Origin of the sequence: Kitasatospora sp. NPDC058115 (genome assembly GCF_042884635.1) — a bacterium.
Lineage (GTDB): Bacteria > Actinomycetota > Actinomycetes > Streptomycetales > Streptomycetaceae > Kitasatospora.
In genome coordinates this window covers 1-16,455 of the sequence record NZ_JBHVTL010000058.1, presented here as the reverse complement: position 1 = coordinate 16,455, position 16,455 = coordinate 1, and the positions used below count along the sequence as shown (strand labels likewise).

The following is a 16,455-nucleotide window of genomic DNA, read 5'->3' as shown; positions in this document are numbered from 1 at the left end:
CCGACCAGCACCGCCGCACCCTCCACGCCCTCACCGCCCTCACCCGCGGCATCCACCTCCCCTTCCTCCTCCGCGGCACCCCCGCCGAATAGCCCCGTCCGCGCGGCGGCCCCCGACGTGCGCGCCGAATCGCCGATGGTCCTGACCGATGCGTCGGTCAGGACCATCGCGTCCGGGCAGCGGTCGGACGGTTCCGAACTCCCCGGCCCTGCCCGGAGAGCGGCGACGAACGCGGCGAACTCCGGGGACGGGAAGACCGGCACGGGACGGACGGGTCCTTGGAATGCTGTCCGTGACCCCTCGCCGAGCGCAGTCCGCCCCCGCCCCCTCAGAACAGCGCCACCAGCTCCGTCCGCGAGGCGATCCCCAGCTTCGGGTACGCCTTGTAGAGGTGGTGCCCCACCGTCCTCGGGCTCAGGAACAGCTGCGCCGCGATGTCCCGGTTGGTGAGCCCCTGGGCCGCCAGCCGGGCGATCTGCAGCTCCTGCGGGGTGAGCGCCGTGAGCACCCCCGCCTCGGCCGTCGGCGCGGCGGTGCCGGTGGCCGTCAGCTCCCCCCTCGCCCGGTCCGCCCACGGCCTCGCGCCCAGCCGCTCGAAGGTCTCCAGCGCCGCGCCCAGGTGAGGCCGGGCGTCCGTCCGCCGGCGCTCGCGCCTCAGCCACTCCCCGTAGAGCAGTGCCGTCCGCGCCTGTTCGAACGGGCGGTGGGTGCCCTCGTGCAGAACCAGCGCCGCGCGGTACGCGGACTCCGCCAGTTCGTCCGGCCCCAGCAGCGCCTGGCAGCGCAGCCGCAGTGCCTCCGCCCACGGCGTCCCCGCCGCGCCCGCCCAGCGCGCGAAGCGCTCGTACGCCTCGGCGGCGCGCTGCGGCTCGCCCAGCCGGACGGCCGCCTCGACGAGGTCCGGCACCGCCCGGGTCACCCCGATGTGGTGCCGGTGGGGCCCGGTGGTGAGCGTGTGCAGCCGGTCGGCGGCGGCCGCGGCGCGGCCCCGGCCGAGGTCCAGCAGCGCGAGTGCCCAGTGCGCCCACGGCTCACCGGCGGCGGGAGCGGACGAACCGGAGACGAGGGCGTCGGAGGCCAGCTCGGCACACCGCTCGTCGTCCCCGGCGAGGGCGGCCAGGCAGGCCAGCATGGCGGCGAGTTGGCTGGTCCACTGGTGCTGCCCGGTGTCCCGGGCGAGCGCGTGGCCCTCCGTCGCCGTGACCTCGGCGTCCCGGTGCCGGCCGTGGAACAACTCGGCCTCGGCGAGGAAGAACTGGAGGGTCGGCAGCACCCCGACCGTCCCCTTGGCCCGCGCCTCCGCGGCCAGCTCCGCCGCCAGCTCCAGCGTCTCGTGGTCACGCCCGAGGACGAGCGCCGCCCCGCACAGCTGCACCAGGTCGACCGGGCTCTCCGCCCCCGCCTTGCGCGCCGCCTCCGCCGTGACGCGCACGTCCGGCGCCGGAGCGGCCGACCGCCCCAGCGCGGGCAGCACGGCGGCCGGCAGGTGCCGGGCCAGCGGGGCGAGCGGCTCCTCCGGTCCGAGCGGGAGGGCCGCCAGCCGGTCGAGCACGGTGGCCACCGGTTCCTCGCCGACGTACCAGGCGGCGTGAAAGGCCTGGAGCAGCATCCGGGCGGCGTGCGCGGGCTCGATGTCGGTGGCGGCGGCGTCCAGCAGCAGCCGGTACGCGGCCGGGTAGGCACCGCGCCAGAAGTGGGCGACCGCCCGGACCTGGTCGAGCAGGGCGTGCGCGAAGACGCTGTCGGTGCGCGCGCCGGCGCGGTCGGCGAGCGCCTCGGCCTGCGCCAACTTTCCCTCCTCGGTGGCCGCTTCGGCGGCGAGCACCAGGCGGCGGGTGGCGCCGTCGCGGTCCGGGGTGAGCCCGGCGGCACGCTCGTACGCGGTGGCCGCCCCGCCGTGGGCGCCGCGGGCCTCGGCCCGTTGGGCGGTGCGCTCCAGCGCGTCGGCGAGGTCGGCGTCGGGCGCGGTGGCGGCGAGCGCGAGGTGCCAGGTGCGCCGGTCGCCGTCCTCCAGGGCCTCGCCGATCGCCCGGTGGACGGCCAACCGCTGTTGCAGCGGCGCCCGTTGGAGGACGGCGGCGCGCAGCAGCGGGTGCCGGAAGACGAGCCGGCGGTCCGCGCCGACGGTGACCAGCCCGGCCCGTTCGGCGGGCGACAGCGCCTCGGTGCCCGCCCCGAGGGCGGCGGCCGCGGCGAGGACGGCGTCCAGTTCGCCGTTCTCCTCGGCGGCGGCGACCAGCAGCAGGGTCTGGGTGTCCGGCGGCAGGCCGGTGACCTGACCGTGGAAGGCGATCCGCAGGCGACTGGTGAGCGCCAGCCCGCCCGAGCCGAAGTCCGCACCGGTCAGGGGGAGTTCCACCAGCGCCAAGGGGTTCCCGGCCGCCTCGGCGAGCAGGCGCCGACGGACCGGTCCGGCCGGCTCCCCACCCTCGCGGTCGGCGAGCAGCCGGGCGGCGTCCGCGTCGGCGAGCCCGGTCAGCCGCAGCTCGGGCAGCCCGGCGAGCGGCAGCGCCTCGCCCCCGTCGTCCCGGGCGGCGAGCAGCAGCGCGACGCCCTCCGCCTGGAGCCGACGGGCGGCGATCAGCAGCGCGTCCAGCGAGGGCCGGTCCCACCACTGCGCGTCGTCCACGACGCACAGCAGCGGCTGCTCGTCGGCGAGTTCGGCGAGCAGCCCGAGCGTGGCCAGTCCGGCGAGCAGCCGGTTCGCGCCACCGGCCGGCTCCCCGAGGCCGAACGCCCCCTCCAGCGAGCGGCGCTGCGGCCCCGGCAGGGCGTCCAGCCGGTCGAGTCCGGGCGCCAGCAGCAGACTCAGGCCCGCGAAGGGGAGTTCGGCCTCGTACTCGACCCCGGTGGCCCGGATCACCCGGACGCCGTCCCCCGCCGCCGCCACCGCGTACTCCAGCAGCGCCGTCTTGCCGATCCCCGGCTCACCGCGCAGCACCAGTACCCCGCTGCGGCCGTCCCGCGCCCCGTCGAGCAGCGCGTCGACGGCGGCCCGCTCCCGTTCCCGCCCGTACAGCACCCCGGCCCCCTCCCGTTGCCCCGACCCTACTGGCGGCGACGTACGTACGCCCTACCCATCCGTGACGGATTCGCCCGCCGCCCGCCGTCCGTACCTTCTTGACCAGCGGGAACGGCCCGCCGACAACCCCACCGGACCAGGGAGAAGACGATGACCGCCACCCAGCCCACCGACCTCCGGCAGCTCGCCGCCCGCTACCTCGCCGCCTGGAACGAGACCGACCCGGCCGCCCGCCGGAAGCTGGTCGACGAGGCCTGGGCCGAGGACGGCGGCTACACCGACCCGCTGGCCGCCGTCACCGGCCGCGAGGGCGTCGACGCCCTGATCGGCGCCGCGCAGGCGCAGTTCCCCGGGCTGGTGTTCACCCTCGGCCCGGTGGACGCCCACCACGACATCGCCCGTTTCACGTGGAACCTCGGCCCGGCCGGCGAGGAGCCGCTGGTCATCGGCTTCGACGTGCTGGTCGCCGACGCCGAGGGCCGGATCGCCTCGGTGTACGGCTTCCTCGACCGCGTCCCGGGCGCCTGACCCGACCGCGCCCCGACCGACCACCGGGGCGGGCGACGCCGGCGCCCGCCCCGACCCGACCCGACCCGGCGCCGAGCAGGAGATGACGAGTTGTCCAGCAGCCCGACCGGCCGCCCGAGCGGCACCACCACCGCTCCCGCCACCGCCCCTGCCTCCGCCCCCGCTCCAGCCGCCGCCACCGCCACCGCCACCGCCACCGCCACGCGCGGCCTGCTGCCGGTGCTCCTGACCGCGACCTTCATGACCGCCCTCGACGTCTTCGTCGTCAACGTGGCCGTACCGTCCCTGCAGACCGACCTGGGAGCCGGACCGGCCGCCGTCCAGTGGGTGGTCGCCGGCTTCGCCCTCGCCCTCGCCGTCGGCCTGATCACCGCCGGCCGGCTCGGCGACCGCTACGGCCGACGGCGGACGTTCGGGCTCGGCCTGGCCCTGTTCACCCTGGCCTCGGCCGCCTGCGGCCTGGCCCCGACGGCGGGCGCGCTGGTCGGCGCCCGGATCGCCCAGGGGCTGGCGGCGGCGCTGATGGGCCCGCAGGTGCTGGCGATCCTGCGGACGGCGTACAGCGGCGCGGCGCAGGCCCGGGCGTTCTCGATGTACGGGCTGACCATGGGGCTGGGCGCGGTCTTCGGGCAGCTGATCGGCGGGGTGCTGATCCGCGCCGACCTGTTCGGCCTGGACTGGCGCAGCTGCTTCCTGATCAACCTGCCGGTCGGGCTGGCCGCCCTGGCGCTGGTGCGGCGCTGCCTGCCCGAGTCGCGCGCCCCGCACCGCCCGGGCCTGGACCCGGTGGGCGTCGCCCTGGTCACCGTCGCGCTGACCGGACTGGTGCTGCCGCTCATCCAGGGCTCGGAGGCCGGATGGCCGCTGTGGACCTGGCTCTGCCTGGGTGCCTCGGTGGTGCTGCTGGCGCTCTTCGCCGTCCACCAGCACCGCGGCAGCCGGGCGGGCGGCTCGCCGCTGGTCGACACCCGGCTGTTCGCCGACCGCGCCTTCACCACGGGCATGCTCGCCCAGCTGGCCTTCTGGCTCGGCCAGGCGTCGTTCTTCCTGGTGCTCGCCCTCTACCTGCAGCCGGGCCGCGGCCTGGACGCGCTCGGCGCGGGCCTGGTCTTCACCACGATCGGCCTCGGCTACCTGGTGACCTCCACCACCGCGCACCACGTCCTCGCCCGGCTGGGCCCGCGGACGATCGCGCTCGGCGGGCTGCTGATGGCGGCGGGGCTGGGCCTGCTCGGCCTCGCGGTGCACACGACCGACCCGGGCGGCAGCGTCTGGTGGCTGGCGCCCGGCCTGTTCGTGGACGGGCTCGGCATGGGCCTGGTGGTGGCCCCGGTCACGTCGGTGGTGCTGGCGGGCGTCGAACCGCGGCTGGCCGGCTCGGCGGCGGGCGTGGTGTCCACCGTCCAGCAGGTGGCCGGCGCGCTCGGGGTCGCGCTGATCGGCATCGTCCACTACGCCGCCGACGACCCGGCGGAGGCGTTCGGGCGCAGCCTGGCGGCGCTGGCGGCGCTGGAGGTGCTGCTGGCGGGCCTGGTCCGGCTGCTGCCCCGCCGGACGGGGTGAGCCCGCGCGGCGGTGTCCGAGGGGGAGCGCGCGCCACGGTCCGCCCGCTTCCCTTCCGCCCTTCCGTTCCGTTTCCTCCCCCCGATCGGGTTGGATGGGTGGATGAGCGAGGAGAAGAGCGCCGTACCGGCGTGGGAGCAGCGGTTCAGGGCGGCACGGGTCTCCCTGCCGGACTGGGCGGAGGACGCCCCCGACCGGGCGCTGTACGTGTCCAACGCCAGCGGCACCTACGAGGTCTACGCCTGGGACCGCGCCACCGACACCCACCGACGGGTCACCGACCGCCCCAACGGCACCACCGACGCCGAGCTGTCCCCCGACGGCGAGTGGATCTGGTGGTTCGACGACAACGACGGCGACGAGTTCGGCATCTGGCGCCGCCAGCCCTTCGCGGGCCGCCCCGAGGGCGCCGAGGGCCCGGACGAGGAGGCCGTCCCCGGCCTCGCCCCGTCCTACGAGGCGGGGCTCGCGCTGGGCCGGGACGGCACCGTGGTGGTCGGCCGCTCCACCGACGACGGCGGCACCACCCTGCACCTGCGCCGCCCCGGAGCGGCCGAGGCCGTCGAGATCTACCGGCACGCCGAGTACGGCGGCGTCGGCGACCTCAGCCACGACGGCACCCTGCTGGCCATCGACCACACCGAGCACGGCGACGCCATGCACGGCGCCATTCGCGTCGTCCGGCTGCCCGGCGACGGCGACGGCGCCACCGCCGTCCCGACCGTGGCCGAGCTGGACGAGGTCACCGGCCGCGACGAGCCGCGCGGGGTGGCCTGCCTGGGCTTCGCGCCGATCGACGGCGACACCCGGCTGCTGGTCGCCCACCAGCGCACCGGCCGCTGGGAGCCGGTGATCTGGGACGTCGCGACCGGCGTCGAGACGGCGCTGGCGCTCCGCGACGAGCAGGGCCGCGAGCTGCCCGGCGACCTCTCCGCCCAGTGGCGGCCGGACGCCCGCACCCTGCTGATCGAGCACGAGTACGAGGCGCGCAGCGAGCTCTTCTCGTACTCCCTGGACGAGGGCGTGCTCACCCGCCTGGACACCCCGCGCGGCACCGTCGGCGGCGCCACCCCGCGGCCGGACGGCACCGTGGAGTTCCTCTGGTCCTCGGCCGCCGAGCCCTCCGCCGTGCGCTCCACCGCCGGCACCGTGGTGCTGCGCGCGCCCGGCGCCGTCCCGCCCGGCTCGGTGCCGGTCGAGGACGTCTGGGTGGACGGGCCCGGCGGGCGGGTGCACGCGCTGGTCCAGCGGCCGGCCGGGGCGGGCGACGGACCGTTCCCGACCGTGTTCGAGGTCCACGGCGGCCCGACCCACCACGACAGCGACTCCTTCGCCGCCGGACCGGCCGCCTGGCTGGACCACGGCTTCGCGGTCGTCCGGGTCAACTACCGCGGCTCCACCGGCTACGGCCAGGCCTGGACGGACGCGCTGCGCGAGCGGGTCGGGCTGATCGAGCTGGAGGACATCGCCGCCGTCCGGGAGTGGGCCGTGACGAGCGGGCTGGCCGACCCGGAGCGGCTGGTGCTGTCCGGCGGCTCCTGGGGCGGCTACCTCACCCTGCTCGGGCTCGGGACGCAGCCGGAGCTGTGGAGCCTCGGCGTCGCCGCCGTGCCCGTCGCGGACTACCTGACGGCGTACGACGACGAGATGGAGGCGCTGAAGTCGATCGACCGCACCCTCTTCGGCGGCACGCCGGAGGAGGTGCCCGAGCGCTGGACGGCGTCCTCGCCGCTGACGTACGTCGAGCGGGTGCGGGTGCCGGTGTACATCAGCGCCGGGGTGAACGACCCGCGCTGCCCGATCAAGCAGATCGACAACTACGTCGAGCGGCTGGAGCAGCTCGGCAAGACGCACGAGGTGTACCGGTACGACGCCGGGCACGGGTCGCTGGTGGTGGACGAGCGGATCAAGCAGCTGCGGCTGGAGATCGACTTCGTCCGCCGGCACCTCGGCGGTGCGGCGGTCGGCGAGAATCAGGCGGACACGGAGAAGTAGGGGACGCGGGAAAACGGGGGGTACGGGTGAGGCGTCTGCTGACGATCGTGGGGGCGGGGGTGGCCGGGGTGCTGGTGCTCACCGGCTGCTCGGGTCAGGACGACGGGGGCGGCGGGGGGAGCGCGGCCTGTCCGCCGCCGTCCTCGCCGGCCTCGTCCTCGCCGACGCCGTGGGCGCCCTCGCCCACGGCGTCCTCCACCGTGGTGAAGGCGGCGTTGCGCACCGCGGTGGCGGCGGGGGCCGGGGAGGACGGCGGCGTGGTGGTGCTCGCCAAGTCGGGCTCGAAGGGGTCCGGAGGGTCCAGCGGCTCGAAGGGGTCGAAGGGGTCCAAGGGCAGCCGCACGACCCGGCACCACACCGACCACTACGACTCGGACGGCGGCAGCGGCAACGGCAACGGCAACAACAGCGGTCGTCGGTGCGACTACCCGGCGTCGCCCGTCTCGCCGTCGCCCGGCGCACCGTCGGCCGCCGTGCCGTCCGCTCCGGCGCCGGCCGCTCCGACCAAGCCGGCCGTTCCGCCGGTGAAGCCCACCCGCTGATCAGCAGGTCGGGTCGGCGGTACGGCGTCAGTCCAGGACCGGGTCCAGTCCGAGGGCCCGGTCCTGCTCCGCCTCCGCCTCGCGGCGCACCAGGCGGAACCACATGAACACCACGAAGCCGCCGAAGACGAACCACTCCAGCGTGTAGCCGAGGTTCTGGAACGCGCGCAGCGAAAGGCCGTCGCCGCCCTGCGGCTGCACGGTCGGCACGGGGGTGAGGCCGTCCGCCGCGGTGTCGGCGGAGACCCAGCCGTCGTACCAGCCGTCGAGTGCGAGCTTGTTGACGAGCGCGGCCCGGTTGATCGTGCCGAGCTGCCCGTCCGGGAGGCCACCGGCCACGGCGCCACCGCTGCCGCTGTTCTCACCGGCCTGGAGACGTCCGGTCACGGTCACCTCGCCGGCCGGCGCGGGGGCGGGCGCGGCCGGTCCCGTCGGGGGCGCCCCGGCGGCCCAGCCGCGGACGACGGCGGCGGTCCGGCCGTCGGTGGTACGCAGCGGGGTGAGCACGTAGTAGCCCTGCTTGCCGTCCAACACGCGGTTGGGCACGAGGAGTTGGTGCTCCTCGTCAAAGGTGCCGGTGACCGTCACGGCACGGCCGACGGTGTCGGTGGTGACCTGCGGGCGGTCGGCGGCGAGCAGTTCGTCGAGCGGCCTGGGCGTGCCGCCGTCGGCCGCCGCCCGGCTGATCTCCTGATGCGAGGAGACCCGGTCCTCGAACCGGCCGAGCTGCCAGGAGCCGAGCCAGACGCACACCGCGACGGCCGCCACGGCCAGCGCGGTGCCGCTCAGCCAGCGCGGGGTGAGGAGGAACCGGTACACACCCCCCACGGTAACCACTCCTCACACCCGGCCCGTCCCCAGGGCCCCCGTGCGCCCTCACCGGAGCAGGAAGTCGGACCGGCCGACTTCCCACTCCCGACCTCCCGGTCGGCCCCCGTCGACTTCCCGCCCGGCGGCCCGTTCCCGGCGGCCCGTTCCCGGCGGCCCGTTCCGCTCCGTCCGGCCCCGCCTCACCCCGCCGACGGGGAGGCGCTCGGGTCGGTGGCCGGGGCGTCGGCCGCGAGGAGCTGCGGCATCGTCCGGTAGACCGTGCCCGCGCAGGCGCCGGGCAGGACCGCGGTCGCGGCGACCGGGTTGCCCGGGGCCGGGGTGTGCGCCAGGGTGACGCTCGTCGAGGGCTTGCTCGCGCCGGGCGACGGAGTGGCCGACGGGCTCGGCGCCCCGGAGGGCACGCCGGTCGTGGTCGGCCGCGGCTGCGCGGTCGGCTCCCCGGTGCGGAAGGCCGCCGGAACCGCCGCCGGAACCGCCGCGGGCACCCCGCTGGTGCCGCCCGCCGACGTCCCCGGGCCGGCGCTCTCGGTGCCGGGACCGGCCGCGCCGCCGCTCGTGCCCCCCGGGCCGACCGCACCCCCGGTCGTCCCGGTGCCGCCCGTCCCCGAGCCTCCCGTCTGGCCACCGGAGCCACTGCCGGCGCCGCCCGACCCGGAACCGGAACCGGAACCGCCGGACCCTCCGGACCCGGATCCGCCGGACCCGGACCCGCCGCCGGATCCGGACCCGCCCGTGCCCGGCACCGAGCCCGGCCCGCCGCTCGCGGTCCCGGTGCCGGGACCGGCCGTACCGCCGCCCGTCGCACCGCCGCCGCCGGACGTGCCCGGCTGCCCGGTGCCCGTCGACGCGCTCGGCGAGGCCGTCCCGCCGGGGACGGGGCAGCCGGCCGGATCCGGGAACCAGGCGAAGTCCACCCGGTACCCGGCCCTGGGCGCGAGGACGAGGCCGTCGCTCCCCGCGTCCTTCCCCGTCGCGGGACCGGACGAGGGCCCGGGCGCGGGCAGGTCGGTCGCCGGGTCGCCGGCGGTGTGGAAGGCGATCCGGACCCGGCCGCCCTCCGCCGCCGCACCGGTGACGGTCACCGAGCCGGGGCCGCCCAGCCGGCAGCTGCGCCCGGAGACGTTGGTCACGGTGAAGGCGCCGTAGATCCGCCCGTCGGCGTCCGCGGTGCCGAGCTGGGTGGCGCCCTGCCCCAGGTCGGAGCGCGTGCACAGGGCGGGGGCCGGGGCGTCGCTCCCGCCGCCCGTGGTGGCGGTGGACGGCGCGAAGGTGCCGGGCGCGGGGCGGGTGGTGCTCGGTCCGGCGCTCGGTGCGCCGTCGGCCGTGCCGGACGGGCTGCCCGGTGCGGCCGGCGATCCGGTCTCGGCGGCGGGCGGCGGCACGGGCGCGCCGGTGGCACCGCCGGGGACGGTGCCGGTGACGGTCGCGGCGGCGCTGCCGCTCGCGGCGCCGGGCGAGCCGGGGCCGCCGGACAGGCCGAGGTGGTCCGCGGTGTGCAGGGCGGGCAGCAGCAGGGAGACGGCGGCGGCCACCGCGGCGGCGCCGGTCCAGGCCCCGCGCCGGACGGCCCGGCGGCGCGGCACCGCCCGCCGGATGTGCTGCAGGCTGCCGGGCGCGGGCTGCACCTCGGCCACGGCCCGCTGCATCAGCTCCCGGACCAGCCGTTCCTCGTGCTCACCGAGGTCCTCCCCGCCGAGCGGAAGACCTCCGCCGAGCGGGAGACCCCCGCCGGGCGGAGCACTTCCGCCGGACGCGCCCGTGCGATCGTTCTCAGCCATGCCCGGCCTCCATCTGGACCCGCAGTGCGGCGAGCCCTCGTGAGCCGTACGCCTTCACCGAACCGAGCGAGATGCCCAGGGTCTCCGCGACCTGCGCCTCCGTCATGTCCACGAAGTAGCGCAGCACCAGTACCTCCCGCTGACGGCGTTGCAGACCCCGCAGCGCGACCTTCAACTGGTCACGCTCCAGCGCATCGTAGGCACCTTCCTCTGCACTGGCCATGTCAGGCATCGGCTTCTGCAGCAGCCGCAGCCCGAGGATCCTGCGCCGCAGGGTCGAGCGGGACAGGTTGACCACGGTCTGCCGGAGGTAGGCCAGCGTCTTCTCCGGTTCGCGCACCCGGCGCCGGGCCGCGTGCACCCGGATGAAGGCCTCCTGGACGACGTCCTCGCAGCTCGACAGGTCGTCGAGGAGCAGCGCGGCCAGCCTCAGCAGGGATCGGTAGTGCGCCTGGTAGGTCTCGGTGAGCAGATCCTCGCTGGTCCCGGCGGCGGTACCGGCGGTACCGGCGCCGGAGTCCGCGGCGCCGGGTGCGACTGCCGTCATCTGGTTATCTTCCGGCCTGTCCGCAGGCCACTGGACACGCGACGGGAAGGTCACCGCGGCTGTCGCCGAGATTCCCGTCCCTGCCCCCACCATCACGTTCGCCACGCCCGTTGGACACTCGATCCCCTGTCATGGTTGCCCAGCCCGGCGGACATTCTTCCGCATGGACGGAACGGCCCTCCAGGGGATTCGGCGGGGATTCCTCGCACAGTCGGCGAACATCCCGCGCAGGGCGGGGGCCGGCGAGCCGCCACCGGCGCCGTGAGCCGCCGCCGGGGCCTACCGCCGGGTGCCGCGGCTAGGACGCGTCGTCGGCCGCCGCGCCCAGGCCCTCGGCGGCCACCAGCTCCGCGATCTGCAGCGCGTTCAGGGCCGCCCCGCGGCGCAGGTTGTCCCCGCAGAGGAAGAGGTCCAGGGCGTTCGGGTCGTCCAGCGCCCGCCGCAGCCGCCCCACCCACACCGGGTCCGTCCCCACCACGTCGTTCGGCGTGGGGAACTCGCCGGCGGCCGGGTCGTCGTAGAGCACCACCCCGGGGGCTTCCGCCAGCAGCTCCCGGGCGTGCTCCTGGGTGACCTCGCGCTCGAACACCGCGTGCACGGCGAGCGCGTGGGTGCGCACCACCGGGATCCGCACGCAGGTGGCGGAGACCTTCAGCCGGGGCAGGCCGAGGATCTTGCGGGACTCGTCGCGCACCGTGCGCTCCTCGGACGACCAGCCGCCGTCCGTCAGCACCCCGGCCCAGGGCACCGCGTTGAGCGCCAGCGGGGCGGCGAAGGGCCCGTGGTCGTCGATCACCGCGCGCAGGTCGCCGGTCTGCTCGCCGACCTCGGTGCCGGCCACCCGGGCGAGCTGGGTGCGCAGCGTGTCCGTGCCGGCCCGGCCGAGTCCGGAGGCGGCCTGGTAGGAGGCGACGACCAGGGACTCCAGCCCGTACTCGGCGTGCAGCGCGCCGATCGCCGCGATCATGGTCAGGGTGGTGGAGTCGGGGCTCGCGACGATGCCGCGCGAGCGCATCCGGGCGGCCGCCGCGTTGACCTCGGGCACCACCAGCGGCACCGCGTCGTCCAGCCGGAACGCGCCGGAGCCGTCCACCACCACGACGCCCTTGGCGGCCGCGATCGGCGCCCAGCGGGCGGAGATCTCCTCGGGGACGTCGAACAGCGCGACGTCGATCCCGTCGAAGACCGCCTCGTCGAGCGGGAGCACCTCGGTCGCCTCCCCGCGCACGACCGCCTTGCGGCCGGCCGAGCGCGGGGAGGCGACGAGACGGATCTCGCCCCAGATGTCCTGGCGGAGGGAGAGCAGGCCGAGGAGCACCTCGCCGACCGCGCCGGTGGCGCCGACGACGGCGAGGTTCGGCCGCCGGGTCATCGCCCGGTGCCTCCGTAGACGACGGCCTCGTCCGTCTCGCTGTCCAGCCCGAAGGCGCTGTGGACGGCCTGGACGGCCGCGTTGACGTCCTCGGCGCGGGTGACCACCGAGATGCGGATCTCCGAGGTGGAGATCAGCTCGATGTTGACGCCGGCCGCGGAGAGCGCCTCGAAGAAGGTCGCGGTGACGCCCGGGTTGGAGCGCATGCCCGCGCCGACCAGCGAGATCTTGCCGATCGCGTCGTCGTAGCGCAGCGACTCGTAGCCGATGCCCTCGCGGACCCGGTCGAGCGCGTCGATGGCCTTCTGCCCCTCGGTCTTCGGCAGGGTGAAGGAGATGTCGGTCAGACCGGTCGAGGCCGCCGAGACGTTCTGCACGACCATGTCGATGTTGATCTCGGCATCGGCGATGGCACGGAAGATGCGCGCCGCCTCACCGGGCTTGTCGGGGACGCCGACGACCGTGACCTTCGCCTCGGACGTGTCATGGGCGACTCCGGAGATGATGGCCTGCTCCATCTCGCCCCCTTCGGGCTGGTTCGGGTTGTCGTTGCTGACGATCGTCCCGGGGAGGCCCGAGAAGGACGAGCGTACGTGAATCGGGATGTTGTAGCGGCGTGCGTACTCCACGCAGCGGTCGAGCAGCACCTTGGAGCCGGACGAGGCCAGCTCCAGCATGTCCTCGTAGGCGATCCAGTCGATCTTGCGGGCCTTCTTCACCACGCGCGGGTCGGCGGTGAACACGCCGTCCACGTCGGTGTAGATCTCGCAGACCTCCGCCTTGAGGGCGGCGGCGAGGGCGACGGCCGTGGTGTCCGAGCCGCCGCGGCCGAGCGTGGTGATGTCCTTGCTCGACTGCGAGACGCCCTGGAAGCCGGCCACGATCGCGATGTTGCCCTCGTCGAGGGCGGTGCGGATGCGGCCCGGCGTCACGTCGATGATGCGCGCCTTGTTGTGGACGGAGTCGGTGATGACGCCGGCCTGGCTGCCTGTGAAGGACTGCGCCTCGTGGCCCAGGGATTTGATCGCCATGGCCAGCAGCGCCATGGAGATGCGCTCTCCAGCGGTCAGCAGCATGTCGAACTCGCGGCCGGCGGGGAGAGGTGACACCTGCTCCGCGAGTTCGATGAGCTCGTCCGTCGTGTCGCCCATCGCGGACACCACGACGACGACCTCATGGCCGGCCTTCTTGGCGTCAACGATTCGACGGGCCACGCGCTTGATGCCCTCGGCATCCGCAACGGATGAGCCGCCGTACTTCTGCACGACAAGGCCCACGTGCGCTCCTCGACTTGTGTCGTCTTCGGGGGCGATCGGCCCCCGCACCCCCGGGTGGCGGGGGTAGTGCGGTCGGCGCCAGTCTACCGAGCGGGGGTGCTCCGACCTCCGCTTTCCATATGATGAGACACACGTTTCGGCAGGTGAGCGGGGGTGCGGGCGGCCCCACCGGCAGGTCTGCTGGCGGGCCGCCGTCGCTCCGAAGAATCGGCGGACGAACGGACGGACGCCCCGGGGTTTTCCGCTCCGCCGGGGCGGGTGAGTCGTCCGTCACACTCCGGGGGTCGGCCGGTCGGCGGGCCGGTCGGTCGGCGGGCCGGTCGGTCGGTCGGTTCCGCGAACCGGTCCGCTACCGCCCCAGACCCAGTTCCGCCGCCATCAGGTCACCGGCCTGCTGCTCCAGCTGCTCGTCGGTGAGCCCGTCGTTGTCGGTGTCCGCCCCGTCCGGCGCCGCCCCGATCGGGCTGTCCAGCCGGACGTGCGCGATCAGCGACTGCAGCGCCCGCAGGACGGCCGTGCAGGTGGTGCCCCAGTTGGACAGGTACGAGAACTGCCACCACCAGAGCGCCTCGCTGACCCGGCCCTCGCGGTAGTGGGTGAGCCCGTGCTGCAGCTCGCCCACCACCCCGGCCAGGTCGTCCGAGATCCGGAAGGCATTCGGCTTCTCCGGCGGCCCGTACGGGTCGAAGACCTCGTGGTAGACGTCGATCGGCGCGAGCAGTTCGGCCAGCCGCTCGCGCAGCTGCTCGCCGTCCGGCTCCGGCCCGGCGTCGGGCTCGAAACGGTCCTCGGGGACGACGTCCTCGATGGCGCCCAGCCGGCCGCCGGCCAGCAGCAGCTGCGAGACCTCCAGGAGGAGGAGCGAGACGGCGCTGCCGGGTTCGTCGCCCTTGGCGACCTCGGTGACCGAGAGCACGAAGCTCTCCACCGAGTCCGCGATCTGCACCGCGAAGTCGTCCGGCTCCGAGCCGTGACCGTGCGTGTGCGGGGGGTGCGGGGCGTCCTGGGTGGTGCGCCGGTCCTGCTCCGGTCCGGCCTGGTGGGGCGTGTGGGGCTGCTGGTTGATCGTCCGGTCAGACATCGAGCAGTCGTCTCCCTTCGAAGGCGCGGCCGAGCGTGACCTCGTCCGCGTACTCCAGATCCCCGCCGACGGGCAGGCCGCTCGCCAGACGGGTCACCTTCAGGCCCATCGGCTTGCAGAGCCGGGCCAGGTAGGTGGCGGTCGCCTCCCCCTCCAGATTGGGGTCGGTGGCCAGGATCAGCTCGGTGACCGTGCCGTCGGCGAGCCGCGCCAGCAGCTCCCGGATCCGCAGGTCGTCCGGGCCGACGCCCTCGATCGGGCTGATCGCGCCGCCCAGCACGTGGTAGCGGCCGCGGAACTCCCGGGTGCGCTCGATGGCGACGACGTCCTTGGGCTCCTCGACGACGCAGACGACCGCGAGGTCACGGCGCGGGTCGAGACAGACCCGGCACTGCTCGGCCTCCGCGACGTTGCCGCAGACGGCGCAGAACCGGACCTTGTCCTTGACCTCCAGCAGCGCGTGCGCCAGCCGGCGGACGTCGACCGGGTCGGCCTGAAGGACGTGGAAGGCGATCCGCTGCGCGCTCTTGGGCCCGACGCCGGGCAGCCTGCCCAGTTCGTCGATCAGGTCCTGAACCACGCCCTCGTACAACGTCGCGCCTTCCCTCGGGTTGGACCGGTGGCACCCGCACGGGGTGCTCCGGTGCCATCATCCAACGAATCGGACGCCGGGCACACCGCCCGACGCCCGACTCCCGCATAAATCACACAGGTCCATCGCCTGAACTCCGGACCGTCACGGCCCGGCGTCCCGGACCGCCCGCCGGCCCGGACCGCCCGCCGCCCTCAGAACGGCAGACCGGGGATGCCGCCGCCGCCCAGGCCCTGGGTCAGCGGGCCCATCCGCTCGGCCTGCATCTTCTGCGCGGCCTGGTTGGCGTCGCGGACGGCCGCCAGCACCAGGTCCGCCAGGGTCTCGGTGTCCTCCGGGTCCACGGCGGCCGGGGCGATGGTCAGCGCCACCAGCTCCCCGGCGCCGCTCACCGTCGCCTCGACGAGGCCGCCGCCCGCCGAACCGGTCACCTTCGCCTCCGCCAGCTCCTGCTGGGCCTGGGCGAGGTCCTGCTGCATCTTCTGCGCCTGCTTGAGCAGCGCCTGCATGTTGGGCTGGCCACCACCGGGAAACACGGCTCACTCCTTGCGTTCGGTCTGTGCGTACGTCCTCGACGAGCGTACGTGCCGGTCAGTTCCCACCGTGCCGGATCTCCTCCAGCACCGTGGCCCCCAGCTCGCGGATGATCAGCTCCTGGCCGGAGAACGCCTCCTCGTTGAGATCGGGGTCGTCCTCCTCCGGGATGTCGTCCTCCGGGGCCACCGCCTGCACGGGACGCGCCGGGGCCGCCGGGGACGGGGCCTGGACGGGCGGGGGCACCGGCGCGACCGGCGCCGCCTGCGGCTGCGGCACGGGCGCGGCCACGGGTGCGGGCGCGGGTGCGGGCGCGGCGGGCTGCATCGGGGGCGCGGACGCCACCGGACGCGCCGGTGGGGCACCCCATCCGCCCCCGCCCGCGCCGGGGCCGCCGGAGCCGGTGGGGCCGCCGGGGCCGGTGGCGAGCCCGCCTGCCGACCCGCCCGACGGGTCGACGATGCACTCGATCCGCCAGTCGACGCCCAGCGCGTCCGCCAGGGCGGACCGCAGCACGTCGTCGCTGTTGCTGCTGACGAAGCTGTCGCGGGCACCCGCGTTGATGAACGAGACCTGGAGCACGCTGCCGTCGAACCCGGCCACCTGGCCGTTCTGGCTGAGCAGGATCCAGGTGAAGCGACGACGGTTCTTCACCGCCTCCAGGATCTGCGGCCACAGCTGCCGCACCTGCGCCGCACCCTGCTGCGCCGCCGCCGACGGCTGCCCGCCGGGCGCCGCCGCGGGGGCGGGGGCGGGTGCCGGCGCGGGCGCCGGCGTCGGCGCGGCCACCGGG

General features: G+C 75.6%; 13 protein-coding genes and 1 pseudogene. 3 read left to right on the top strand and 11 right to left on the bottom strand.

Translation table 11 applies throughout. The features are described from left to right. Nucleotides 1-328: 328 nt before the first annotated feature. The gene (locus ACFVVL_RS35000; RefSeq protein ID WP_387682576.1) at nt 329-3,022 is read right to left on the bottom strand and encodes an AAA family ATPase; all 2,694 of its coding nucleotides are present in this window, start codon (nt 3,020-3,022) and stop codon (nt 329-331) included. A gap of 150 nt (nt 3,023-3,172) precedes the next feature. Between ACFVVL_RS35000 and ACFVVL_RS34995 the strand changes: the two genes are divergently transcribed. From ACFVVL_RS34995 to ACFVVL_RS34985, 3 genes are all read left to right on the top strand, one after another. Then, nucleotides 3,173-3,550: a nuclear transport factor 2 family protein gene (locus ACFVVL_RS34995; protein WP_380296339.1), complete on the top strand. Its 378-nt coding sequence runs from the start codon at nt 3,173-3,175 to the stop codon at nt 3,548-3,550. Between the two features lie 90 nt (nt 3,551-3,640). Then, nucleotides 3,641-5,113, top strand: coding sequence for an MFS transporter (locus tag ACFVVL_RS34990; RefSeq protein ID WP_387682573.1), 1,473 nt, complete (start codon nt 3,641-3,643; stop codon nt 5,111-5,113). Nucleotides 5,114-5,215: 102 nt separating this feature from the next. Next, complete coding sequence (locus tag ACFVVL_RS34985) at nt 5,216-7,108, top strand: prolyl oligopeptidase family serine peptidase (RefSeq protein WP_380296343.1); 1,893 nt, start codon at nt 5,216-5,218, stop codon at nt 7,106-7,108. 94 nt (nt 7,109-7,202) lie between these two features. Here ACFVVL_RS34985 and ACFVVL_RS34980 read toward each other — a convergent pair whose 3' ends face one another. The 10 genes and pseudogenes from ACFVVL_RS34980 to ACFVVL_RS34935 all read right to left on the bottom strand — a co-directional run. Next, nucleotides 7,203-7,451 (bottom strand): hypothetical protein, encoded by a 249-nt coding sequence (locus tag ACFVVL_RS34980; protein ID WP_387682570.1) that lies wholly within the window; start codon nt 7,449-7,451, stop codon nt 7,203-7,205. A gap of 226 nt (nt 7,452-7,677) precedes the next feature. Next, complete coding sequence (locus ACFVVL_RS34975) at nt 7,678-8,469, bottom strand: SURF1 family protein (RefSeq protein WP_387682567.1); 792 nt, start codon at nt 8,467-8,469, stop codon at nt 7,678-7,680. A 191-nt stretch (nt 8,470-8,660) separates the two neighbouring features. Then, entirely contained in the window at nt 8,661-10,259 is a 1,599-nt protein-coding gene (locus ACFVVL_RS34970) for a hypothetical protein (protein ID WP_387682564.1), read from the bottom strand. Continuing rightward, nucleotides 10,252-10,806 carry a SigE family RNA polymerase sigma factor gene (locus tag ACFVVL_RS34965; RefSeq protein WP_344345760.1) on the bottom strand — a complete coding sequence of 185 codons (555 nt, stop codon included), beginning with the start codon at nt 10,804-10,806 and terminating at the stop codon, nt 10,252-10,254. The genes ACFVVL_RS34970 and ACFVVL_RS34965 overlap by 8 nt, the downstream gene beginning before the upstream one ends. A gap of 298 nt (nt 10,807-11,104) precedes the next feature. Then, complete coding sequence (locus ACFVVL_RS34960) at nt 11,105-12,178, bottom strand: aspartate-semialdehyde dehydrogenase (RefSeq protein WP_380296352.1); 1,074 nt, start codon at nt 12,176-12,178, stop codon at nt 11,105-11,107. Beyond that, entirely contained in the window at nt 12,175-13,455 is a 1,281-nt protein-coding gene (locus ACFVVL_RS34955; protein WP_350541538.1) for an aspartate kinase, read from the bottom strand. The genes ACFVVL_RS34960 and ACFVVL_RS34955 overlap by 4 nt, the downstream gene beginning before the upstream one ends. Nucleotides 13,456-13,804: 349 nt before the next feature. Next, nucleotides 13,805-14,536, bottom strand: a complete 732-nt coding sequence (locus ACFVVL_RS34950; protein ID WP_380296353.1) for a DUF5063 domain-containing protein — start codon at nt 14,534-14,536, stop codon at nt 13,805-13,807. Next, complete coding sequence (gene recR, locus ACFVVL_RS34945) at nt 14,529-15,128, bottom strand: recombination mediator RecR (RefSeq protein ID WP_380296354.1); 600 nt, start codon at nt 15,126-15,128, stop codon at nt 14,529-14,531. Before recR ends, ACFVVL_RS34950 begins: the two co-directional genes overlap by 8 nt. Before the next feature lie 194 nt (nt 15,129-15,322). Beyond that, nucleotides 15,323-15,664, bottom strand: coding sequence for a YbaB/EbfC family nucleoid-associated protein (locus ACFVVL_RS34940; RefSeq protein ID WP_380296356.1), 342 nt, complete (start codon nt 15,662-15,664; stop codon nt 15,323-15,325). 55 nt (nt 15,665-15,719) lie between these two features. Next, a pseudogene (locus ACFVVL_RS34935) lies at nt 15,720-16,455 on the bottom strand (DNA polymerase III subunit gamma and tau); the annotation flags it as partial.